This window comes from Paenibacillus sp. ACRRY, from assembly GCF_022346995.1.
In the GTDB taxonomy this organism is placed as follows: Bacteria; Bacillota; Bacilli; order Paenibacillales; family Paenibacillaceae; genus Paenibacillus.
On sequence record NZ_JAKRNM010000015.1, the window covers coordinates 63541 to 85365 of the forward strand.

A 21825-nucleotide genomic window follows, 5' to 3' on the forward strand; every position below is an offset into this window, starting at 1 on the left:
CTTCTCTCTTTGTTCTCTGTTTATTTACGGTGCTTGCGCAGCCACTCATCATACAGCAGGGAGTACATGACCATATCCTTATACCCTGTTGACGTGTGCTGTACCTGGCGAAGCAGACCTTCCCGCGTAAAGCCTTGATTCATTAGAAACTCTCCGGAAGCGGCGTTTCGTGGATCGACCAATGCTTCAATCCGGTTAAGCCCCATGGTTTCATACCCGAAAGGCAGCATCACCGAGAACACTTCGGTCATATAACCATGCCGCCAGTAGTCACGACCCAGCTCGTAACCAATCTCTCCGCGGAATGCGCCTTCAAGCTGCCAGGTATTGTATCCACAGCTTCCGATAAGACGGCCTGTCTCCTTCAGTTCGATGCCCCAGCGAATCGCCTCCTCTTCCCCTGCCATATGGTTAAGCAATCCAATCATATCCGCAGCTTCGCTTGTCCCGATCATCGGCGCCAGATTCATATAACGGGTCACCTCCCGGTCTGACCAGTATGCGAACATCTGCGCCGCATCCCGGCGGCGCATTTTGCGCAGACGAAGTCGTGCTGTCTCGAGTTCGGGAATTCTCCCTTTGGATTTATACATGAAAAGACACTCCGATCCGATCCATCTCTGCAGACCATAAGATTCAATAGTCATCTAAACATAACCTGCGCCGATTGGCAACAGTTCAGTCATGGGTTTGACATCAAAAAAACCGGGCCGCAAGGGTCCCGGTCTTGTTGTACGTATGATTCAATCGAGCTGTCCCGTAACAGCCTGTCCTGCCAGAGTTTCAACTTCAGGCGGTAGAAGCCTTCTTATCCGCTCCCAGGAGCTCATCGCTGACCCGGCCCAGCACAGCCGTAATTTCCTTATACTCTTCAATGCCTGTCCCGGTCAGGCTCCACTGGTCGCCATGGGCGGTCAGGAAGTTCTCCTGAGTGAGATGTTCAAGCTCCTGCTTGATCTCCCGCTCGCCAACACGATAGCCGCGCTCTTCCAATAAAGGCAGTGCGTCACCAACGGTCAAATCCTGATTTTGGGCCAAATATAGAAGATGAATCCGTACAAATAGATTCTGTACCTCTGCGTGCATAATCCAAACTCCTTCCAGGGTTATAGCCCTCCGTGATTGCTAAATAATTACCCCGTGCGAGAAGCTGAGAAACAGGATGAATTTACAGGGGTTTCCCCTTCTTATTCAAAATTCTACCGAAATCCTCCGCTTGACTAAAGGCATGCACTGCACTATCTTGAAAATAAGTACCATTTTTGCTCGGGAGGGTGATTCACCATGTTTCAAGCTGTTTCCTATGAAGGAACACGAAGCGAGCAGCACACCGCCGTCCTGGGACAGTTAAGTGCTCTGATCCGCGATGAACCAAGCGCCATTGCCAATCTGGCAAACGCTGCGGCGCTGCTCAATGTATTTCTAACCGATACCAATTGGGTCGGATTCTACCTGTATGATGGCAAAGAACTTGTTCTTGGTCCGTTCCAGGGGCTGCCTGCCTGCATCCGTATTCCGCTTGGACGCGGAGTGTGCGGCACATCTGCTGCGGAACGACGTACGCTCGTTGTAGACGATGTTCATGCATTCCCAGGTCATATCGCCTGCGATGCTGCATCGAACAGTGAGATTGTCGTGCCCATTATCAAAGACGGCGAATTATACGGGGTGCTCGACATCGACAGCCCGATTAAAAACCGATTTGACGACGAAGATCGCATCTTCTTGGAACAGGCCGTCAAACTGCTCACAGAGCAGCTGTAACCACGGTTCTGCCGAAGGTCCTTCTACCTATATTAAGCAGGACGTGACAGCAATACGTACCGAAGATAACCAAAAAGCACAGACCATTAGTGGTCTGTGCTTTTTGGTTTATGCCTTTTACATCCATGTTCTGCTCGCCCATGGTTACTCTATGCATTTAGGTCAATTCCTGTTCCGCTTTGATCATCATGCCGTCTCGCAGAAATTCGGCCAGCTTGGGATGATAACCGTCGTACATTTGGCGAAAATTTTGATGTTCCACATACAGATTGCCCAAGTCACGATAGATTTCGGCAGTAGGCGTGTAGTAATCCTTGACCCATTCCAGATGTCTGCCAATGATGTGCTGAACTTCCTGGCTTTCAGGTGTCAGGCCATCTTCGATCGCCCGCTGCAAGTCCCGATTGATTCGGTCTATTTTTTCCTGGGAATCCAGGTAATCTTCTTTGGTTTTGAGTTCCCCGTCATAAGATATGGCTGATTCAGATTGTGCTGGATGCCAGCTATCCGTTATGACCGGATCATGGTTCGGTGCCTCCGTTGAATCAGGCAGCATACTGTGATGCCCTTTTTTGATAAAACCCTGATACAACTCCTGAACCTCAAGTTCATACTCTCCCTGCAGATGGGAAATCGTTTTGTCCAGAGTTTGAATCAATCCATGCAAATGCAATGCCTTCTCGAGCAGCTGAATGCGCTGCCGCTGCATCATATGAATGATATCTTGATGATCCTCCTGCAGCATGGGGCCGATCTCTTCCTGTTCCACCCCCAGCTCCTTACAGAACAAAATCTGCTGGAGTTTCAACAGTTCCGGTTTCTCATAATACACTTCATTCTGGTCTCTACCCGCGAATGCAGGTGTTAGCCAACCCGATTTCACATATTGGCTCAATTCCTTCAGACTTATACCGGACATGCCGGATACGTCCGCCATGGTATATGCCATTCGCAACACCTCCTGTCTACACTGCATTGTGATTAGGCTTATTCATACTGCTTTTTATGTTCATTGAGTTAGGTACAAGATTGGGACAACAATTAGTCGATTGTTTTGCGGTATGTAAATTATTTATACCCTCCTGATGGGATGTGAACCGGGGGTCAGTAGGGAAATCGAAAGTGTTTTCACTATTTCCTATTGATCGATATAAGAAAAAGTCCCACACCAACAACATTGGGTGCAGGACCTTGTTATTACTTCATGTTAGACAGGGCAAATCAGCCTGCTTTACAAACATGCTTAATTTTTATTGAACATGACAAACTTGAGTTCTGTCATTTCTTCAACTGCGTATTTGACACCTTCACGTCCCATACCACTCTGCTTCACACCACCGTATGGCATGTGATCGACGCGGAACGTTGGAATGTCGTTAATCATGACCCCTCCAGCCTCGATATGATCAGCTGCATGGAGTGCAGTATGAATATCGTTTGTAAAAATACCCGCCTGAAGCCCATAGATGGAATCATTCACGTGCTCAATGCCTTCTTGGACCGAATTCACAGGGTTAATAACAACAATCGGTGCAAAGACTTCCTGGCACGATACCTTCGCATCACGCGGCACGTTAACAAGTACGGTTGGGCGAAGTACGCCTCCTTCCGCCTCTCCTCCTGCTGCCACTACAGCTCCTGCCTGTTTCGCTTCGTCGATCCAATCCAGTGTCCGCTGTACATCTTTGGCTGTAATAAGTGCCGAAACAACCGTATCCGGGTTCAGCGGATCTCCTGTCACCACTTGTTTCGCGGCTTCCGCGAAGCGGCGTATGAATTCGTCTGCAATGGCACTGTGTACATAAATGCGCTGCAGTGAAATGCATACCTGACCCTGATACGTAAAGGCCCCGATCACACATCTTGGCACCACTTTGTCCAGATCCGCATCCTGATCCACAATGACAGCTGCATTTGATCCAAGTTCCAGCGTCACCCGTTTCAATCCAGCCTGACTGCGAATGCTTGTCCCTACAGCAGGGCTTCCCGTGAATGTAATATGGGCTATGCGCGAATCGGATACGAGCACATCACCAATCGTTTTGCCATCCCCGCTTACTACGTTTAATGCACCATCCGGCAATCCGGATTCCTTAAGCAGGTTCGCAATATAGTAGGCAGACAACGGTGTCTGCTCAGCCGGTTTCAGAACAATGGTATTGCCTGCTGCAAGTGCAGGTCCAACCTTGTGTGCCACCAGATTCATCGGAAAATTAAACGGCGTAATCGCCCCGATGACACCCAGAGGCTGTCGCATGGTATATCCGATGCGTCCTTCGCCGCCCTTGGCTGCATCCAGGGGAACGGTCTCTCCTGTCAACCGCTTCGCTTCTTCTGCGGCAAAACGGTACGTTTCCACCGTACGATCCACTTCAGCAAGCGCAGCCGTGATCGGTTTGGCCGCTTCCAGCGCAATTACTTTTGCCGCCTCTTCCTTCCGCTCTTCCAATAGGGAGGAGAGCTTGTACAGGATGTCTGCACGCCGGTGGGCAGGCATGCTGCGCATCTCCTTGCCAGCCTGAACGGCAGCTGTTATGGCTGCTTCAGCCTCCTCCGCCGAAGCGGTAGACACTTCAGCCAATGTTTCTCCGGAATACGGTGCCTGAAGTGCCTTATATTCTACTGATTCTGTGGGTTTACCACCGATAAACAGATGTTGTTTTTTCATTATTGAATCCTCCAATCCATCATTGCTGCAAGTCTGACCTAAATAGCTACAGTGGGTCAAGTCCATGACAGAACAACCTTGTGATCGTAGTTATATCCTTTATCTATTTATACACCACAGTAGTATCTTCAACCCAGCCTTAATTCCGGCAGAGTCCTATTTAACCGTTAATACCGGGCATTCTGCATGTTTCAATACACCGTGGCTGACACTGCCAACGACGATTTCTGCCAGCACGCTTTTGCCACCTGTACCCATTACAATGAGGTTGCACGCTCTGTCGCGCGACACCCGGCAGATCTCGTTTACCGGGTCCCCTGCAATCAGCAGCGTCTCATAAGGGATGGAATGTCCGGACAACAGCTGTTCTACCGGTGCAATAATATGCTGCCCTTCTTCCGCAATTCGTGCTTCCAGATCTACTCCCAGAGCCGGCTCATTCAACGATACGGAAGGATTCACATGCACAATAATCAATCTGGCGGGATGCTTCAAACTTTCAGCTAAGTCAACCGCTGTTTCCAACGCCTTATGAGCATGATCCGACCCATCAACAGCCACTACGATTCGTTCCAGCATTTCAATTCCCCCATCCATTAATGTGTAATTGCTGCATCGATATCACGCAGATGTCTACGACGTGCAAACAGAACCACGACACCAACCAGTACCATCAATGCGCCAAAATAAAACGGTGTTTCCGGCAGGAACCATTCCGACAATTTACCTGCAAGCCACGGTGCCAATGCACCGCCTAGAAAACGTACGAAGCTGTAAGCAGCCGAGGCAACCGAGCGTTCAACCGGAGCAGCCTCCATAACAGCCGTCGTAATCAGTGTGTTGTTGATACCCAGGAATATCCCTGCAACGATAACAGCAACAATGACGGTTGTGGATGATCCCATTACTGTACCCACGGCCATAACAATGAGGTCAATCGCAAACAGGGTCAGCATAACACTCATGGAAGGAACCGAGCCGAATCGACGCTGCAGTCTTGGTGCCACGAATACAGACGTTATGGCAAGCATGAGGCCCCAACCAAAGAACACATAACCAAGTCCGTGCTCATCCAGGTTCATGACATAAGGTGAATAAGCCATCAAAGTAAAGAAACCAAAGTTATACAGGAAGGCAGTAATCGCCAGTGTTTTCAGGGATGGATAACTTAGTGCCTTGAACGGATCGGACAAGGAACTGCGTGTTTTCGGCTTGGCCATTTTGGGCAGCATAAACGTAATGCTGATAAAGGCGATCGCCATCAGAGCAGCAACACCATAAAACGGGCCGCGCCATGAGATGGAGCCAAGTTCACCACCAAGAAGTGGACCTACCGCGATACCAAGACCCAGTGCGGCTTCGTACAAAATAATCGCTTTGGCTGTCCCCGAAGTGGACAAACCAACAATGGCTGATAACGCCGTTGCGATAAACAGGGCATTACCTAGACCCCAACCACCACGGTAACCCACTAGGGCGCCTACCGTGTCTGAGGTTCCGCCCAGAAAGGAGAAAATAATGATAAGTAAAATCCCGCTTAGCAGCGTCCACTTGACACCGATCCGGCTGGATACAACGCCCGTAATCAACATTGCAACCCCAGTCACAGCGTTGTAACTCGTAAACAGTAGTGAAACTTGGCTTTTGGATGCATGCAGCTGATCTGCAATGGCAGGCAGGATGGGGTCAACCAATCCCAGTCCCATAAACGAAATGATACACGCGAAGGCGACAGCCCATACAGCCCGTGGTTGGGACAGCAATCCTCCGCGTGATGACGGCAGTTCGTCAGGTAATGATGGTTCTCTTTTCATACATGATACCTCCTGGTTATGAATTGAAATTAATTTGTAATACATGAAATTTTCATATCATTTTCAAAAGAAAATGAAACAAAACGGCACAAAATGACACCGGCTTCCCGGTGCTTGCACGATTTCGTTTTTATGGAGTTATAGGTCACTCTCTTGCTTATCCGTCTTCCGGATGATCGGTGATTTCATTCTTCTGTAATCGCTGAATCCCGTTTTGCACCCGTTCTCGCAATTCCTCCAGCTCTGCCTGTACGGCATGAATACTCTGCAGTTTCTGTTCAATTAACTGAAGTTGACCACCCAGCGTTTCATCCATACTGGTGAGTTTTTCAATCCGTTCCCTCACTTCGGTTGTCTGCTGGTAATCAAATCGCTGCTCATTCAGTACATCAGCCGTAGCGATATACGTATGCAGTTCCTGTAGGGAGAAGCCAAGCACTTCCTTGGCGCGGACGACCTTTTTCAAATAGTCGATATCCTCTCTCGTATACAGCCGCGTGCCACCGTCCGTCCGCTGAGGTGAAGGCATGACACCAATCTCTTCGTAATACCGGATGGTACGCTTCGTCAAACCACATTCCTTGGCTACGTCGTCGATCTTATACAAGCTCATTTCCTTCACCTCACTTTTAATATGTCTATAATGTTATGTACATAATTATATATAATTATAACGTTAACGTCAACGTTAGATTTCAACCACTGAAACTTCATGAACCTCACCGAACACAAAAAGACCCGCTTTCGCGGATCCTCTGCCTCTACCTTATTTACATTGAACTACGATTTTCTATGAAGCACCTTGCTCGCTTTGCTTCCGCTTCTGAGCATGCTGTACTTCCTTTAAGCGCCCTTCCACTTTCGTAAACAGTCTGAACGTGTAGAACGCAACTGCAAACAGACTGAGTACGAGTGCCTGTACATCTGTAAACCAGAATCCAAGAATGCCGAACACCGTAATAATGACCCCAAACTGCATCATCAGGTTTGCGCTGTAACGCTGAGCTTCGTCCCATAAATCGGGATCACTCATGGCGCGCGGGGTACGATAACCATATATGCCATTAATCTTTTTCGGTGGTTTTTTGAACAGCATTAACCCGAGCACGAAATAGCACACTCCGCATATTAACCCTACAATTGCTCCTGCCAAATTGTTCTCCCCTTCTCTTCAAACATTCCTCTAAACATGCCTGCGACCATAAAAATAAAAAACGGCTCTACGTATATACGAAGAGCCGCGGCGTTCGTTTCGAAAACTTAAATGTTCTTCACGCGCAGAACCCGCATGGCGTTCAGAACGGCCAGGACCGTGACACCCACATCGGAGAAAACAGCTTCCCACATCGTAGCTATGCCGAACACTCCCAGCAGAAGGAAGATCACCTTAACGCCCAAGGCAAAACCGATATTTTGCCAGACAATCATTCGTGTCCGCTTCGCAATACGGATTGCGCTTGCCAGTCTGGATGGTTCATCCGTCATGATGACTACATCTGCTGCTTCGATGGCAGCATCGGAACCGAGTCCTCCCATGGCTACTCCCACATCTGCGCGAGCCAGTACAGGTGTATCGTTGATGCCATCCCCGACAAACACCATTTTCTCCTTCGGAGACTTGCTCGCTTCGAGCTCTTCGAGCCGTTCTACTTTGTGCTGAGGCAGAAGTTCAGCGTATACCTCATCGACTCCCAGCTGCTGTCCTACAGCTTCACCAACAGCTTTAGCATCACCTGTGAGCATGACTGTTTTGTGGATGCCAAGTTTCTTAAGGGCTTGAATCGCTGCCGCAGCATCATCCTTCACTTCATCTGCAATGATCAGATGGCCAGCATATGCGCCTGCTTCAGCAATGTGTACCACTGATCCTACCGTTTCTGGCTTAGTATAGGTAATACCCGCCTGTTCCATCAGTTTGGCGTTACCTGCCATCACTTCACGGCCATCCACACGGACTCTGATCCCATGCCCAGCAACCTCGTCATACCCCTCAACACCTAGTGTACGGATATCTTTGGCCCAGGCTGCACGAATGGATTCGGCGATGGGGTGATTCGATTGAGCCTCCGCGATCGCTGCGAGTTCCATCAGTTCACCTTCTGTACGTCCACCTTCCGGACGAATAGCCGTTACGTTGAACACACCTTTGGTTAGTGTACCCGTTTTATCGAAAACAACCACTTTCACATCATTCAATGCTTCAAGGTAATTGCTGCCTTTCACCAGAATCCCGTTACGGGAAGCAGCTCCAATCCCGCCGAAGAATCCGAGTGGAATGGAAACCACCAGTGCGCATGGACAGGAGATGACCAGAAAGACCAGGGCGCGATAGATCCAATCGGCAAATGTTGCACCACTAAGCACGAGCGGAGGTACGAACGCAATCAACGCTGCGAGAATAACGACGACTGGCGTGTAATAACGCGCAAATTTACTGATGAAATGTTCCGTCTTCGCTTTGCGGCTGCTGGCATTCTGCACCAAATCCAGAATCTTGGATACCGTCGATTCTCCGAAGGTTTTGGTCACTTCAATCGTCAGCATACCGTTCTTATTCACAAAACCACTGAGTACATCACTTCCGGGCTCCAGTTCCCGAGGTACGGATTCCCCTGTAAGAGCAGACGTGTCCACCATGGAATGTCCTGCCTTCACAATTCCATCAAGCGGAACCTTCTCACCCGCACGGACAACGATGCGATCACCAATGCGTACATCTTCCGGTGACACACGCTTGGTCTCGTCGCCAGAACCGATCAGAATATTGGCATAGTCCGGGCGAATATCCATAAGCGACTGGATCGACTTGCGAGAGCGGTTAACTGCCATCCCCTGAAACAGCTCCCCAAGCTGATAAAAGAGCATGACCGCTACCCCTTCAGGATACTCACCAATGGCAAAAGCACCAATCGTCGCAACCGACATCAGAAAGTACTCGTCGAATACCTGACCACGAATGATGTTTTTGCACGCCTGGAGAACGATATCTCCTCCTGCGATCAGATAAGCGACTACATAGAGAGCGAGCTGTGCCCATCCGTCCAGTGGGGACCAGATAGCTGCAGCAAGGAGGGCAGAGCCGGCAGCAAGACGGGCAAGCAGCACCTTCGTCTGTCCTGCACCGTGCTCGTGCGAATGCCCGGCATGCGCATCATGACCATGGGAGTGACCGTGATCATGCCCGGCATGACTGTAGTGATCATGCGCATGATTATGAGCACCATGACCATGGTGATGCGCTCCTTCATGATGATCATGGTCATGAGAATGACCCCCGTGATCGTGACGGTGCCCTTCGGCTGCAGTTCCTGCATGTGTGTGCATACCGCCTTCCAATTGACCTTCCAGCCCTGCAGAAGCCTGATTGACAAGCGGTGGTCTCCCTTTTTCCGAGATGCGAATATGCGGCTCAAGCCGCAGGACCTTACGCTTCGCTTCTTCCAAAACTTGCTCATCCATATCGGAAGTCGTATGCACCAGCAAGGTTTTAGTTACGAAATTAACCGAGCAATCCTTAATACCCTTTATTTTTTTGACACCATTCTCAATCTTCAGCGCACAATTGGCACAATCCAATCCATCCAGCAGCAGTTCCCTTTTCACCTGTTCCTGACCGGTTCCCATGTGAATTCTCCCCTTTGCAGTTCGAAGCAGCTTGAATATTTTAATTAAAATTAATATATGAGCAATCATTCATATGTTTGATTAACCCTATTATATGCACGCCTAAACTGTAGTGTCAACGATCGATGATGATTTTACAGACAGAATATGCTAATAGTAATCATTTCGCTTTAGACGTTTTTTGGATATAATAGGCGTATAGTTGCTAGCATAGGCGGTGATAGGAAATGGAACAACCGGTTAAAGCGCCAGCGGATTGTGATGCGGCCTGCTCGGGAACGGAAGCGGACGTAGAGTCTATCCGCACTTCCCTTATTGATCGGGAGACTTCTTCCGAGATGGCGGATTGGTTCAAGGCGTTCAGTGACCCAACCCGACTACGTATTATTGATGCGCTGTTGCAGAAGGAATTATGTGTACATGATCTGACGGTGCTGCTTGATATGGGACAGTCGGCCATTTCACACCAGCTGCGTTCACTCCGCAACATGCGGATCGTCAAGCGTCGCAAGGAAGGCAAGACGGTGTATTATTCTCTGGATGATACGCATATTGAGCAAATCTTCCTGCAAACGCTCCAGCATATTAAACATGGCTAGGCGTAAGCCAGCCTGTTCAGACAAAGAGAACCCCCGTCTTTCGGCCATTGCCGATGACAGGGGTTCTCTTTCGTTAAGGGTACCGTTTTCCACATGCAGTAACCCTACAGTAAATTGTTATTATTCGGATCATACAGACCAGATCGGCTCTTGAACCAGTTAAAGATGTGGGATACACAGACCTTGAGCACCGCATAACCCGGAACGGCCAGCAGAATGCCCACCACACCGAACAGATTGCCTGATGTCAGAATGACAAAGATAATCGTAATCGGATGAATTTTGAGCGTTTTGCCCATAATCTGCGGAGAGATAAACTTGCCTTCAATCAGCTGCACAATCGTCCATACCGCCACCATTTTCAACAGCATCACTGGAGAAGTCACCAGTGCCACAATCAGTGCAGGCGTGATGGCAATTGCAGGTCCCAGATACGGCACCACGCTGGTAAAGGAAGCGATAATGGCCAGAATCAGTGCGTAATCCAGTCCAATGATCATATAACCGATATAGAGCAGGATACCGATACAGAAGCTCACGATAATTTGTCCGCGAATAAAGGAACTGATCTGGTGGTTAATGTCGTGAAGTACCTCCATGGCACCCGTACGGCTTTTGATCGGAAGAAACGACAGGATCTTCTCCGGAAGCTTCTTCCCGTCCTTAAGCAGGTAGAACAGAATAAATGGCACCGTTACAATGGATAATACCGTTTCGGTAAAAGCTCCAAGGAAACCGCCGAGTTTGTTCCAGGTGGAATTCAAAATCTCTGTTGCTTTCTCGGAGATCGTTCCCCACCAGTCCTGCCAGTTCATGTTCACCGTTTCCTGGACCTGACTGAACAGCTGACTGCCCGTAAGCTCCTCGAACTGCTGTCTGACATTTTCACTATACATCGGGAAATTGGCGATAAGCCCCATAATCTGATTGCGGAGCACTGGAATGACTGCCAATACAACAACCGTCAAAATGCCGCCAATCGCGAGGTAAAGGATCAGTATCGACCATCCGCGCTTAATCTTCCACTTTTCCATCACATCCACCAGCGGATTCAGCAGATAGTAGAGGATTCCAGACAGAATGATAGGCAGTACAATCGTCTTGATTAGCACCGCAATCGGATGTAGAACAAAGGATATCTTCGTTAGCACCATCACGTTTAATCCGACCAGCAGCAGAATCAGCAGAAATAGGACAAACTTGTTGTTCAGAAAAAACCGCTTAAACCGATCCGGCCAAATGCGGGGTTGTTCGGGTTGCTCCATGGGCATGTCTTCCTCTCTTATGTATCTGATCATGATAAAAAAATAAGCTTTCATACTGCATGCCTCATGCACATGCGAATAAAGAAACTTGTACAAGCCAACATATGTATAATGCTCTTGGTTTATACGTACGGCTCTTTTAACCGTTTCAAAATAGACCGTAATGTCATTTTACCCTAAAAAATCAGAACTGCCTCATATATTCATTGAGATGGGTTCTTGATAAGAGAAAACGGACCGCCTCTTGCGAGGACGACCCGTTATTGAATTCAATATTTTATTCCTTGTTCATGTGCCGTTAAAGTTATGCCTTACCCGCCAATTGTGCGATCAATTCATAAGAATGCAGACGTGCCTGATGGTCATAAATCATGGATGTAATAATAAGCTCATCCGCTTGCGTCTGGGCAATAAAGGATTCAAGCTGTCCACGTACCGTCTCGGGTGAGCCGTTAACAGCAGCTTTCAGCGTCTGTTCCACTCCAGCTCTCTCGCGGTCGGTCCATTTGCCTTCCATATCAGCTGGTGGCTGTACCAGTCCGGTAGTCCCGCGGATGATGTTCAGGAACTGCTGCTGCATCGTTGTGCCGAGCCATGCTGCTTCTTCATCCGTATCTGCAACAACTGCATTCACACCTACAATAACATGCGGCTCCTTCAGTGTGTCGGAGGGCTGGAAGCTGCTTCGATATGTTTCAAGCGCAATGCGAGTATAATCTGGCGAGAAGTGGCTGGCAAACGCAAACGGTAATCCGAGCCGCCCTGCCAAACGTGCACTGAAATCACTGGAACCGAGCAGGTAAATTGGAATGTTCAACCCTTCACCCGGCACCGCACGAACAGGTGCATGATAGGAAGTAGCCGATGCATCAAAGTACGCTCTAAGCTCAGCCAGCAATTCCGGGAAGTCTTCTCCGCTGTTCAGATCTTTGCGCAGTGCAAGAGATGTACGGCGGTCACTACCTGGTGCACGGCCCAATCCAAGATCGATACGGCCTGGATACAGGGATTCCAGTGTACCGAACTGCTCGGCAATAACGAGTGGTGCATGGTTGGGCAGCATGATGCCACCGGAACCGAGACGAATCGTGTTCGTGCCACTTGCCAGGTATCCGATCACTACGGATGTCGCGGAAGAAGCAATACCGGGCATATTATGATGCTCAGCTACCCAGTAGCGATGGTATCCCCACCCCTCCGCATGCTGTGCCAGATCCAGACTGTTACGGAGCGCGTCAGCAGGTGTAGCACCTACAACGACAGGAGCCAGATCCAGGATGGACAGTTTAACGTCGCTAATATGTTGTTTATGGGATGAAACTTGGTTATCCGTAGTCATTATGAGAAGTTCTCCTTTGGTGAAATATATTTTTGTATATCCAGATATATAGATGTAAAAACACATAGAAATAGGATATACAGCAGTGTACTTCGCCGTTTACATCCGGACGGAATCCCCGCCTGCAGCTGCATTCTTGCTTCCGTCCTGGCGTCCGGCTTATAACTCGTGCTGTACATACTCGGCAAATTGACGAATGGTTTCTTCGTTGCGGCGATAATACGTCCACTGGCCCCTGCGCTCGGAGAGCAGCAGCCCGGCTTTGAGCATGGTCAGCAAATAACTGGATATGACGGATTGAGCCAATCCAGCCTTCATCTGAATGGTTCCGACACAGATCCCGCTCTTCCCTCCATCCGGATGTTGAGACAATTCCAGAGGTGAGAAATGCTGCTCCGGATCTTTGAGCCATGACAGTATCTGCCTGCGTGTCTCGTTGGACAAAGCTTTAAATATGAGTATAGGTTCCATGGGTTGATTATACCCCCTTTCTTGTATTTTGCAAACCAAACAGGTCGATTCATCATGCGAATCGACCTGCCAAATGTTGCATCAGTATTCGTTAGAATTTGGTGCTTACCGTTTGCTTCACTTGCTCCAACATGGATTGATAAGCCGCAGCATCCAGATATCCGATACTGCCAAAGAATAAATGATCCACGGATTCAATGCCTACGAAATCAAAGATTCCGACATCGGAGGTCATTTTCATACCGGCAGTCATGCCAATTTGGTCATATATGTCACTAGGTGTTCCGTGAGTATTGATAATCAGTCCTTTTTTGCCTGTTAACAGTTTCTCGATCCCTGCTTCGCCTGACGCATAAGCAAATCCGTAAGCGAATACCCGGTCAACGTACCCTTTCAAAATTGCCGGCAGCCCAGTCCACCAGATTGGGTAGATAAACGTAATTGCATCGGCATCTGTGATAAACTTCTGCTCTGTCGCAATATCCTGTGGATTCTGTCCTGCTCGCATGGATGCCGTGTCAGCTGCGCTCAATACAGGCTGAAATTCCAGGGCATACAGATCACGAACAACAACCTCATGACCTTGGGTTTCAAGTTCTTCTACAGCTGTGTTCAGAATGGCGCGATTGAAGCTGTCTGCGTGGGGATGTGCATATACGATAAGATGTTTCATAATAAAGTACCTCCAGGTTTTTGTTATATTATGTTGCTGCATAGTGAAGCAATTGATACTTGCTTAGATAGGGAGAAACATAGATATCTATGTTTTAGTCCAAAAAATTTTTTTCTTTTTTTACAGCTTATGAACGATTCCAATCAACAGACTTTCCAGCTGTTCCGCTTGCTCATCCGTCATACCACCATAGACCATGTCCTGAATCGTCTCCGATACTTGTTCAAAAATGGGCTTAAGCTGCCGTCCTTGCTCCGTGAGGCGAATCAACGTCACCCGGCTGTCTTCCGCACTCTTGCTGCGTTCCACATAGCCCAGCTTCTCCAGCTTGTTCACAAGCACGGTCACCGTTGGTTGTGTGCGATGAACACGTTCGGCCAGCATCTTGATGGACAGTGAATCTTCACGGTACAAAAACATCAGAATGTCGCCATGGGATGGAACAATCCCCGTAACGTCGTGCTGCTCCAGTTCCTGAACAATGCGTTTGTTTACATGATCCCTGATCCTTGCGATTAGTGCAATTGCATTATATTTTGGCATGTCCCCATTATACATAGACATCTATATATAAGCAAGCCTTATTTCTATAAAAGTTCTCAATAAACGTTGGCATTTACAAAAGTAGCCCCTGCTACCTCCTTGATGTAACAGGGGAGATAACCGAGGCTTACTTCGGATGATATTAATTACTCAATCCATTGTGTAATCTTGTCCAGAGGCTGCCGAGACTTCTCACGTTTAGGTTCCTCTACACGATAGCCAAAAGCCGCCATCATCGAAATGTCCCACGCTCCATCTTCCAGTAAACCTTCTTCTTCAAGAATACGATGTACATCCTGGTAGCTGAAACCTTCAATCGGGCAAGAATCGATGCCAATAAGAGCTGCCGAGGTCATCATATTGCCGAGTGCAATGTAAGTCTGTTTGGATGCCCAATCGAATAGCGTTTTTGGGTTCTCCAGCAGACGCTGGTTGTTTTGAAAATTTCCATATGCCGCACTTGTTAACTCAAACACATCATCCGGCATGCCCTTAATCTCTTTGAGCATGTACTCCGCATAAGGAGAGTTATAACTTGCATCAGTCCGGGCCAGGATGACTACGAAATGGCTCGCCGTTGCCAATTGCTTCTGAGCCCCAGAGGATACTTCAGACAAACGCTGGCGAAGCTCTGGTTTTTGCACAATCAAAAACTTCCATGGCTCGAATCCGATTGAGCTCGGTGATAACCTTCCTGTTTCTAGGATAAACTCAAAATCTGCCTCCGTAATTTTGCGTGAAGCATCAAATACCTTTGTCGCATGCCGGAAATGATACGCGTTCAAAATTTCTTCCTTTTTCATTGCTTGTGTTGTAGGCTCCATGAAACTCCACGTCCTTCTCATATGTTTTTGGGTTGTATGCTGCACCATTGGTGTCTTCGTTAATTATCGTTTGCTTGAGTATTAGTTTAGAACCTATAGCCATAAAATAAAAGTACGCACATTATTGTTTCTCAGTTTCTAAAAGTAAGTATTGTGTAATTATATATACAAAAAGAGCCACTTCGAGAATATGATTGTTCTCCTGGGCGGCATGTTTCTATACCCTGTATGCTTTACAAATGTTCCATGAATTCATTTTCCGAAATGACTTCATAGCCCTCTTGCCGAAGCAGAGCGGATGTGACCCCTTCACCTTGTACCTTGTGATTAGCAAAGTTACCATCATAGATGGCATGTGTGCCGCAGGAAGGACTAAATTCCTTCAACACAATGCAAGTAACGTCGAGCTTTTTGGCCCATTCCAGTGTCTGGTAGGCTCCCTTGATATACAGATCTGTAACGTCCCTGCCACCTCTCTCAATCACCTGCGCTGTGCCTGCAAGCACATCCTTGCCTGTACCTCCGATAATCTCTGCCGGTTCCCGCGGGGTGGAGAATCCGCCAAGCAGTTCCGGACAGACCATCATGGCCTGTTCTTGTGCTACGAGCTCCTGAATCTTCTCATCCAGGCTTGCTGTTCCGTTGTAACGGCAAGCTATCCCTGCCAGACATGAACTCACCAAATATCTCATTATGCTCTCCTTATGTTCAATTCCTCAGCTATTAGGATTGTACCATATGGATTAAACTTAAAGATCTGATATTGTAATCATGGTAATGCGTGCATTTTCTTCATAACGAACTTGAATCGTATTGGCCATCTCTTTCAAGCGGAATGTTGCCATGCCGATATTTTCTGTATCCCGCTCAAAGGTATATTTATCAAGATCAATACCGAAGATTTCTCGGATGATGGGCGCTGCATTCTGCCTGATTATTTTTTCGTCCATGTTACTCAGCTTCTCAAAGTAGAGCTCATACTCCTCACCCGTTTCGAGTTCTGGAACGCCCCTTTGAAAATCCATTACAGTATATGCATTGCTAAATCTCCCACTAACACTCCTTACCAAATATCGATCACCAAAATACAGGTCCGTTGTTTCCTCAAGCTGCTTATCATTTTGATTAAACGTTACACTTTTCAGAGCAGGTGCTCCCTCACCAGACAAGGCTTCTATCGTACTTCTCGCATTGGTTATCAGATCTGTGGACACTGTGTCGCTACTCACTGTACCAGACACGGAAACTGCTTCATCTCGTGTCCATTCAATGCTGCCACTCCCCTTCCCGTTCTCCAAAAATAATGTGGTAAACCATACAGGCTTCTCCTGACCCTGCTTCATCTTCACATAACGTCTTGCTGAGATCGGCTTCAGCGTTGGATCACTGTTAATTCCTTTAAGAAGCCCAGGGACTTGACGCAAAAACCGGTGCTCAAGCTCATTCCCAGGCATCTCACTTCGCATATCAGCTTCCACCAGTGCTCCAGTCTTCCCATCCAGCCACATCTTGGCATACTCTGATTTATTCACGTCACCAGCCTCGATATATACCCAACCGGTAATTGGCCCTTTCTTAGCGTAATGGACTTCCAGTTGCTTACCTAAATAGTCTCTCATCGTCATAGCCACAGTTTGCTTCATCTCGCTTGTTAGCAGGTTCATGCTAGGGTCATCCGAGAGCTGCAGAGCAGATACAGGATACACCTTCTCTACAAAGGGTTCCAGAACGTGTCCATTCCACATGATAGCTGCTGCAGCTGCTACCGCAACTGTCGTCACTACAACAACTTTCCGGGGACGTGAACGAACATTGCGACGGTTCCGCCTATTAATATGTTTTTTCTGTTTGTGATCTGGAGCATCATTTACATGCTCCTCACCCGTTTTCATCCATTCCACCTGACGAAGTACATTCTGCTTGTGCTGGTCTTGAAAAGAAGACGATGCAAACGGCTCCTTCCGGATTTCTTTTTCCCAGTCCTCATCCTTGAACCTCATCTATTTCTCTCCTCCCATAGCTTCCGCACTTTATCTTTGCCCCGTGATAACCTCGATTTCACTGTACCTGTACTGATTCTCAGCATTTCTGCAATTTCTTTTATAGTGAGCTCATACTTCAGATGCAGCAACAAAATCTCACGAAACTTATCCGGCAGAGCCAGAACGATATCCCATATTTCATGTACATGCTCCCTACTTATTACCTCGGCTTCAGCTGAGGGATGGGCATATTGTGCAGGCGTCATCTCACGAATATGTGAAGGTCCCTGTTCTGATTCGATCGGAAGCGTCTCCCCCCATAAACTGCTGCGAAAAAACCTTGATTTCCGGTATGTAAATGTCGTATTTCTAGTAATGGTGAGTAACCAGGTTTTCAGGGAGCACTCCCCGCGAAAGTGTTTGATCCCGGAGTATGCCCGAATAAATACTTGCTGTGATATTTCGTCTGCCTGCTCTGTACTTCTGGTCAAAAAGTAAGCATAGTTCCACACATCATTTCCATAGTCATCCATCATGCTGCTGAGTGTGTAATTGTCGATCGTCTGGGCCTGGGCCAGAAATTGATATTCCAACGGATGTTCACCTCACTTAATAAGACTGTATCATTTCCGGTTTGGTTCCCATCCGATCATTTTCTCATTTCCTTTTCTAAAATTAAATAAAATAAACCAGCAGGTTTCCAACAATCTGAACCTACTGGTTAAGCCATATCCAGGCTATGCCGCCTACTACTAACCTTTCTAGTCAACTTTACAGATAGCTCATGCTTTAACTGCAGCAATCATGAGAAACATGGGACGGCGATTCTCATCTCGCATACCCGGCATTTCCATCATCTCAGGTGAAGGTTTGGACTCAGCCACCTGCTGAATCACAAATCCCGCCTGGATCAGTCCATTCAGATGAGTTGCCAACGTTCGATGGTACTTAACTACGTCCTGATTCAGGAAATTGGCGACACGCTTCCCCTCCTGATGATAGTCATCCACAGGCCAATGCATAATCTCACCTTGAGGCCCATAGTACCAATCCTGCGCAGCACGAGCCGTGAATATCGGATGTTCCACTGAATATACCAATGTACCACCCTGGACAAGGCAAGCATGAATTCGAGCAAATACCTGATCCAAATGTTCAATGTAGTGCAGCGCAAGCGAGCTAATGACCACATCGAATTGTTCAGGGGCAAATTCAATATCTTCAATAGCCATATGCCTATACTCAATCCGAGAATCATCCGTCATCTCGCGTGCACGCTGCAGCATATTCCCGGATAGATCCACGCCAATAACTGATCTGGCCTGCTGATCCCGTGCATACCGGCAATGCCAGCCAAAGCCACAGCCCAGATCCAATACATTTTTGTCCTTCAACTCAGGTAACATGGTTCGCAGTTCATGCCACTCACCTGCTGCTTCAAGCCCTTTAGTAGAACGAGGCATCTGACTATAGTTCCTGAAAAATTCTGCCTCATCATATTTGTTCTGCTTCATGTAACAGATCCCCCTTTCTTAATTAGAAAAGATCACAGTAACTCTACTACATAAACGAGGTTTACAAGGAAAAGTTGCCAAGCAAATTCATCCCGTGTTATTATACAGAACGAACGTTCAGTATTATTTATTACAGAATGAACATTCAGTTTATTAAACGGAGGTTATTATGAACACGAATTGGACGCATCCCCTCGAAAGGCAATCTGTAGGAAAAGCTTTTGTAAGCTACCTTGTGCCATCCATACTTGGGATGCTGGTCATTGCTTTTAATTTTATTATTGATGGCATTATGGTAGGGCACAAACTTGGATCCACTGCGCTCGCCGGAATTGGTATCGCTTCACCGGTATACACCCTTTTTGTAGCGATGTCGTTATGGATTGGCATGGGCGGAGCTACCCTGTATTCAACCTATATGGGCAAAAGGGACATCACCACGGCCAATCAAATCTTCACGAAATCAATTACGATTATTTTACTGATTACGATGGCTATAGGATTTACCGCATTCACGTTCAAGGACCAACTGGTTTATGCGTTGGGCGCCAATGCAGAAACGTTCCCATATGCCGCTGACTATATAAACATCATGCTGCTGTTCGGGTTTGTCTTCACCATTGAAAATGCCCTGACCATCTTTGTCCGTAACGACGGTGATCCCAACACCTCCATGTACGCACAGATTACATTTGCCGTAGCAAATATCGTTCTTAATTATATAACTCTATATGTGCTCGAATGGGGTGTGCAAGGTGTTGCCATTGGTACAATCGTCTCGGCATCTCTTGCCCTGCTTGTCCTGTTGTCTCACTTTTTCAAAAAATCCAATAACCTTGTCTTCACTCGGTTCAAGTGGAATACCAAACTACTCGGAACCATTGTTCTTATTGGTTTTCCCAGCTTTCTTGCCGAACTCGGCATGTCTGTCTTCTCCATCTCACACAACATTTCACTGGACCGGATTGCAGGTACGGATGGTGTAGCATCCTTTACAGTACTGAATTACATCCATGGTGTTGTCCTGCTCGCCTTTCTAGGCCTGGCTTCTGCTGCCCAACCTCTGGTCAGTTACTATCATGGAGCCAAACAGATGGCGCGTGAAAAACAAACCATTCGCATAGCCTCCAGAACGGCTCTGGCCTGTGGTGTCATACTGCTGCTTATTGTGCAATGGGGAGCACCTTATTTCGTTCAGATCTTCGGAAACTTCAGTGAGAGTGTCACAAGCAATGCCGTGTATGGTTTAAGAATATTTACTTTTGCATACCTGTTTATGGGAATCAACTTTGTCATGAGCACTTATTTCCAATCGGTAGGGAATGCCAAAATGGCGATCTGGATCACGGCTGCACGTGAGATGATCATCATGATTGCATTCATTGCAATCCTTCCATCTTTCTGGGGCGTAACGGGTGTCTGGCTTGCTGTTCCTCTCTCTGAGATGCTAGTCCTCGTGACGATTGCCGTTTACTATAGGAAACGTACTGTTTCGGAGAGGATTCATGGTTTGACTATTGAGTAGATTTTAACTTTACACTTAAAAGACCTGCCTAATCCATGGATTAGACAGGTCTTTTGCATCCTTATTCGGTTAAATGTAATAGAAAGCGAATTAATTAGTTCAAATTGGATTAACCCAATTTCACCAACTATATTCGAATATCGAAACGGCCATCGCTGTCCGTTGTTGCATTTGCAATTTCTTTGGCCGTAGCAACGTTCATCCCTGTGGAAGGTGGCTGAGCTGGAGGTAGTTCTTTGGAGCCTGCGGTACTGTTTGTCGCCCCGCCTCCTTGGGAGCTCTGTCCTGTAATTTGTGCTTCAATTTGCTTGATCTGCTGCTGCAGCTGCTTGGTTTTGGTTTCTTTCGTCTTTTCGTCTTCCTTGCTGGACGAGACTTTCTGAAGTTCTGCTTCGAGCTGTGACTTTTGTTTCTCCATTGCACTGGTATTAGTAGAGCTTGAGGATGAGGATATGTACGATGTTGCTGAACTTGCTGTTGAAGATATATTCATTATCATTCGCCTCTCTTTCTCTATACCACTATATCCAATCCAGATGATGCTAACGTTAAATTCGGCTGAAAGGTTGCTGAAAGCAACTGAACAAGCCTTCCGGTTACTATCACCATTAAGAAACTTGTTCAGAATTTGTTTAGATCACTATGGTAAAGTTAAATGATTAACATGATTGGATGGTGCACGAACGAATGGACAAGGCGTACTTTGAAGAAATGCATAAGCTTGGGCATGATGATGAATTAAGATATCGGCTTCTAATTAGAGGGGTTAAACAACTATTAGAGAATCAGAAAATGGAACGCATCAAACGTTCCCGATTGCTCAATCTCCGCAAGAAAAAAGAACTTCAGGCTGCTAACTGGTCTTAAACATATAAGAAGTCACACATAAATAAGAATTTCATCTTAAGTAGAAAAACAAATGATTTAGTGCAACATCCCCACCGGGTTGATCCCTATTTTTTCTTAACTACAAATGTGTTTATGAATCATAATAATATAAGGAGGCACTATTCTAATTGAAAAGTGCCTCCTTATAGTTATTAAATAGTCATTCTTATAATAATCTTAATTGAATATAAAATAAAAACCACCACCGAGTTTCATCGGCAGTGGTTCTTTGCTTGGCAACGTCCTACTCTCCCAGGACCCTTCGGTCCAAGTACCATCGGCGCTAGAGGGCTTAACGGTCGTGTTCGGGATGGGTACGTGTGGAACCCCTC

The 21825-nt window shown here is 47.1% G+C and carries 24 protein-coding genes and 1 rRNA gene; 4 read left to right on the forward strand and 21 right to left on the reverse strand.

Annotation, left to right across the window (positions count from 1 at the left end; all coding sequences use genetic code 11):
* Nucleotides 1–20: 20 nt before the first annotated feature.
* Nucleotides 21–593 carry a GNAT family N-acetyltransferase gene (locus tag MH144_RS27985; RefSeq protein WP_095293254.1) on the reverse strand — a complete coding sequence of 191 codons (573 nt, stop codon included), beginning with the start codon at nt 591–593 and terminating at the stop codon, nt 21–23.
* A 196-nt stretch (nt 594–789) separates the two neighbouring features.
* Complete coding sequence (locus MH144_RS27990) at nt 790–1086, reverse strand: hypothetical protein (protein WP_095293227.1); 297 nt, start codon at nt 1084–1086, stop codon at nt 790–792.
* A 198-nt stretch (nt 1087–1284) separates the two neighbouring features.
* Here MH144_RS27990 and MH144_RS27995 point away from each other — a divergent pair, with 198 nt between their 5' ends.
* Nucleotides 1285–1764 carry a GAF domain-containing protein gene (locus MH144_RS27995; RefSeq protein WP_095293228.1) on the forward strand — a complete coding sequence of 160 codons (480 nt, stop codon included), beginning with the start codon at nt 1285–1287 and terminating at the stop codon, nt 1762–1764.
* A 157-nt stretch (nt 1765–1921) separates the two neighbouring features.
* On the opposite strand, the gene MH144_RS28000 is transcribed toward MH144_RS27995, so the two are convergent.
* From MH144_RS28000 to MH144_RS28030, 7 genes are all read right to left on the reverse strand, one after another.
* Nucleotides 1922–2713, reverse strand: coding sequence for a MerR family transcriptional regulator (locus MH144_RS28000; protein WP_239305505.1), 792 nt, complete (start codon nt 2711–2713; stop codon nt 1922–1924).
* Nucleotides 2714–3007: 294 nt separating this feature from the next.
* Nucleotides 3008–4432: an aldehyde dehydrogenase family protein gene (locus MH144_RS28005; protein WP_239305506.1), complete on the reverse strand. Its 1425-nt coding sequence runs from the start codon at nt 4430–4432 to the stop codon at nt 3008–3010.
* 156 nt (nt 4433–4588) lie between these two features.
* Entirely contained in the window at nt 4589–5011 is a 423-nt protein-coding gene (locus MH144_RS28010; RefSeq protein WP_239305507.1) for a universal stress protein, read from the reverse strand.
* A gap of 17 nt (nt 5012–5028) precedes the next feature.
* Nucleotides 5029–6246, reverse strand: a complete 1218-nt coding sequence (locus tag MH144_RS28015; protein WP_239305508.1) for an MFS transporter — start codon at nt 6244–6246, stop codon at nt 5029–5031.
* Between the two features lie 157 nt (nt 6247–6403).
* Nucleotides 6404–6859 carry a MerR family transcriptional regulator gene (locus MH144_RS28020; RefSeq protein WP_239305509.1) on the reverse strand — a complete coding sequence of 152 codons (456 nt, stop codon included), beginning with the start codon at nt 6857–6859 and terminating at the stop codon, nt 6404–6406.
* A gap of 177 nt (nt 6860–7036) precedes the next feature.
* Entirely contained in the window at nt 7037–7399 is a 363-nt protein-coding gene (locus MH144_RS28025; protein WP_095362087.1) for an SdpI family protein, read from the reverse strand.
* Nucleotides 7400–7506: 107 nt separating this feature from the next.
* Nucleotides 7507–9870, reverse strand: coding sequence for a heavy metal translocating P-type ATPase (locus MH144_RS28030; RefSeq protein WP_239305510.1), 2364 nt, complete (start codon nt 9868–9870; stop codon nt 7507–7509).
* A 227-nt stretch (nt 9871–10097) separates the two neighbouring features.
* On the opposite strand from MH144_RS28030, the gene MH144_RS28035 reads away from it, so the two are divergent.
* Nucleotides 10098–10469, forward strand: coding sequence for an ArsR/SmtB family transcription factor (locus MH144_RS28035; RefSeq protein ID WP_095362085.1), 372 nt, complete (start codon nt 10098–10100; stop codon nt 10467–10469).
* Between the two features lie 104 nt (nt 10470–10573).
* Here MH144_RS28035 and MH144_RS28040 read toward each other — a convergent pair whose 3' ends face one another.
* From MH144_RS28040 to MH144_RS28085, 10 genes are all read right to left on the reverse strand, one after another.
* Nucleotides 10574–11734, reverse strand: a complete 1161-nt coding sequence (locus MH144_RS28040; protein ID WP_239305511.1) for an AI-2E family transporter — start codon at nt 11732–11734, stop codon at nt 10574–10576.
* Nucleotides 11735–12038: 304 nt separating this feature from the next.
* Entirely contained in the window at nt 12039–13073 is a 1035-nt protein-coding gene (locus MH144_RS28045) for an LLM class flavin-dependent oxidoreductase (protein ID WP_239305512.1), read from the reverse strand.
* Nucleotides 13074–13232: 159 nt separating this feature from the next.
* On the reverse strand, nt 13233–13544 hold the full coding sequence (locus MH144_RS28050) for an ArsR/SmtB family transcription factor (RefSeq protein ID WP_175395466.1): 312 nt from the start codon (nt 13542–13544) through the stop codon (nt 13233–13235).
* A 91-nt stretch (nt 13545–13635) separates the two neighbouring features.
* Nucleotides 13636–14217 (reverse strand): NAD(P)H-dependent oxidoreductase, encoded by a 582-nt coding sequence (locus MH144_RS28055; RefSeq protein ID WP_239305513.1) that lies wholly within the window; start codon nt 14215–14217, stop codon nt 13636–13638.
* A gap of 120 nt (nt 14218–14337) precedes the next feature.
* Complete coding sequence (locus MH144_RS28060; protein ID WP_343226128.1) at nt 14338–14781, reverse strand: MarR family winged helix-turn-helix transcriptional regulator; 444 nt, start codon at nt 14779–14781, stop codon at nt 14338–14340.
* Nucleotides 14782–14906: 125 nt separating this feature from the next.
* Nucleotides 14907–15584 carry an NAD(P)H-dependent oxidoreductase gene (locus MH144_RS28065; protein WP_239305514.1) on the reverse strand — a complete coding sequence of 226 codons (678 nt, stop codon included), beginning with the start codon at nt 15582–15584 and terminating at the stop codon, nt 14907–14909.
* A 233-nt stretch (nt 15585–15817) separates the two neighbouring features.
* Entirely contained in the window at nt 15818–16276 is a 459-nt protein-coding gene (locus MH144_RS28070; RefSeq protein ID WP_239305515.1) for a 2-thiouracil desulfurase family protein, read from the reverse strand.
* A gap of 57 nt (nt 16277–16333) precedes the next feature.
* The gene (locus tag MH144_RS28075) at nt 16334–17584 is read right to left on the reverse strand and encodes a hypothetical protein (protein ID WP_239305516.1); all 1251 of its coding nucleotides are present in this window, start codon (nt 17582–17584) and stop codon (nt 16334–16336) included.
* Entirely contained in the window at nt 17581–18159 is a 579-nt protein-coding gene (locus MH144_RS28080; protein WP_239305517.1) for an RNA polymerase sigma factor, read from the reverse strand. The genes MH144_RS28075 and MH144_RS28080 overlap by 4 nt, the downstream gene beginning before the upstream one ends.
* A 189-nt stretch (nt 18160–18348) precedes the next feature.
* Nucleotides 18349–19080 carry a class I SAM-dependent methyltransferase gene (locus MH144_RS28085; protein WP_239305518.1) on the reverse strand — a complete coding sequence of 244 codons (732 nt, stop codon included), beginning with the start codon at nt 19078–19080 and terminating at the stop codon, nt 18349–18351.
* Nucleotides 19081–19249: 169 nt separating this feature from the next.
* Here MH144_RS28085 and MH144_RS28090 point away from each other — a divergent pair, with 169 nt between their 5' ends.
* Complete coding sequence (locus MH144_RS28090) at nt 19250–20605, forward strand: MATE family efflux transporter (protein ID WP_239305519.1); 1356 nt, start codon at nt 19250–19252, stop codon at nt 20603–20605.
* 127 nt (nt 20606–20732) lie between these two features.
* Here MH144_RS28090 and MH144_RS28095 read toward each other — a convergent pair whose 3' ends face one another.
* The gene (locus MH144_RS28095) at nt 20733–21098 is read right to left on the reverse strand and encodes a FlxA-like family protein (RefSeq protein ID WP_239305520.1); all 366 of its coding nucleotides are present in this window, start codon (nt 21096–21098) and stop codon (nt 20733–20735) included.
* A 179-nt stretch (nt 21099–21277) separates the two neighbouring features.
* Here MH144_RS28095 and MH144_RS28100 point away from each other — a divergent pair, with 179 nt between their 5' ends.
* Complete coding sequence (locus MH144_RS28100; RefSeq protein WP_239305521.1) at nt 21278–21472, forward strand: hypothetical protein; 195 nt, start codon at nt 21278–21280, stop codon at nt 21470–21472.
* Nucleotides 21473–21724: 252 nt separating this feature from the next.
* Here MH144_RS28100 and rrf read toward each other — a convergent pair.
* Nucleotides 21725–21825, reverse strand: a 5S ribosomal RNA gene (gene rrf, locus MH144_RS28105); the annotation flags it as partial.

What these genes read in the sequence shown, in the direction of transcription:
- MH144_RS27985 (WP_095293254.1), bottom strand. Translation starts at nt 593, where the DNA reads ATGTATAAATCCAAAGGGAGAATTCCCGAACTCGAGACAGCACGACTT.
- MH144_RS27990 (WP_095293227.1), bottom strand. Translation starts at nt 1,086, where the DNA reads ATGCACGCAGAGGTACAGAATCTATTTGTACGGATTCATCTTCTATAT.
- MH144_RS27995 (WP_095293228.1), top strand. Translation starts at nt 1,285, where the DNA reads ATGTTTCAAGCTGTTTCCTATGAAGGAACACGAAGCGAGCAGCACACC.
- MH144_RS28000 (WP_239305505.1), bottom strand. Translation starts at nt 2,713, where the DNA reads ATGGCATATACCATGGCGGACGTATCCGGCATGTCCGGTATAAGTCTG.
- MH144_RS28005 (WP_239305506.1), bottom strand. Translation starts at nt 4,432, where the DNA reads ATGAAAAAACAACATCTGTTTATCGGTGGTAAACCCACAGAATCAGTA.
- MH144_RS28010 (WP_239305507.1), bottom strand. Translation starts at nt 5,011, where the DNA reads ATGCTGGAACGAATCGTAGTGGCTGTTGATGGGTCGGATCATGCTCAT.
- MH144_RS28015 (WP_239305508.1), bottom strand. Translation starts at nt 6,246, where the DNA reads ATGAAAAGAGAACCATCATTACCTGACGAACTGCCGTCATCACGCGGA.
- MH144_RS28020 (WP_239305509.1), bottom strand. Translation starts at nt 6,859, where the DNA reads ATGAGCTTGTATAAGATCGACGACGTAGCCAAGGAATGTGGTTTGACG.
- MH144_RS28030 (WP_239305510.1), bottom strand. Translation starts at nt 9,870, where the DNA reads ATGGGAACCGGTCAGGAACAGGTGAAAAGGGAACTGCTGCTGGATGGA.
- MH144_RS28035 (WP_095362085.1), top strand. Translation starts at nt 10,098, where the DNA reads ATGGAACAACCGGTTAAAGCGCCAGCGGATTGTGATGCGGCCTGCTCG.
- MH144_RS28040 (WP_239305511.1), bottom strand. Translation starts at nt 11,734, where the DNA reads ATGGAGCAACCCGAACAACCCCGCATTTGGCCGGATCGGTTTAAGCGG.
- MH144_RS28045 (WP_239305512.1), bottom strand. Translation starts at nt 13,073, where the DNA reads ATGACTACGGATAACCAAGTTTCATCCCATAAACAACATATTAGCGAC.
- MH144_RS28050 (WP_175395466.1), bottom strand. Translation starts at nt 13,544, where the DNA reads ATGGAACCTATACTCATATTTAAAGCTTTGTCCAACGAGACACGCAGG.
- MH144_RS28055 (WP_239305513.1), bottom strand. Translation starts at nt 14,217, where the DNA reads ATGAAACATCTTATCGTATATGCACATCCCCACGCAGACAGCTTCAAT.
- MH144_RS28060 (WP_343226128.1), bottom strand. Translation starts at nt 14,781, where the DNA reads ATGTCTATGTATAATGGGGACATGCCAAAATATAATGCAATTGCACTA.
- MH144_RS28065 (WP_239305514.1), bottom strand. Translation starts at nt 15,584, where the DNA reads ATGGAGCCTACAACACAAGCAATGAAAAAGGAAGAAATTTTGAACGCG.
- MH144_RS28070 (WP_239305515.1), bottom strand. Translation starts at nt 16,276, where the DNA reads ATGAGATATTTGGTGAGTTCATGTCTGGCAGGGATAGCTTGCCGTTAC.
- MH144_RS28075 (WP_239305516.1), bottom strand. Translation starts at nt 17,584, where the DNA reads ATGAGGTTCAAGGATGAGGACTGGGAAAAAGAAATCCGGAAGGAGCCG.
- MH144_RS28085 (WP_239305518.1), bottom strand. Translation starts at nt 19,080, where the DNA reads ATGAAGCAGAACAAATATGATGAGGCAGAATTTTTCAGGAACTATAGT.
- MH144_RS28090 (WP_239305519.1), top strand. Translation starts at nt 19,250, where the DNA reads ATGAACACGAATTGGACGCATCCCCTCGAAAGGCAATCTGTAGGAAAA.
- MH144_RS28095 (WP_239305520.1), bottom strand. Translation starts at nt 21,098, where the DNA reads ATGAATATATCTTCAACAGCAAGTTCAGCAACATCGTACATATCCTCA.
- MH144_RS28100 (WP_239305521.1), top strand. Translation starts at nt 21,278, where the DNA reads ATGGTGCACGAACGAATGGACAAGGCGTACTTTGAAGAAATGCATAAG.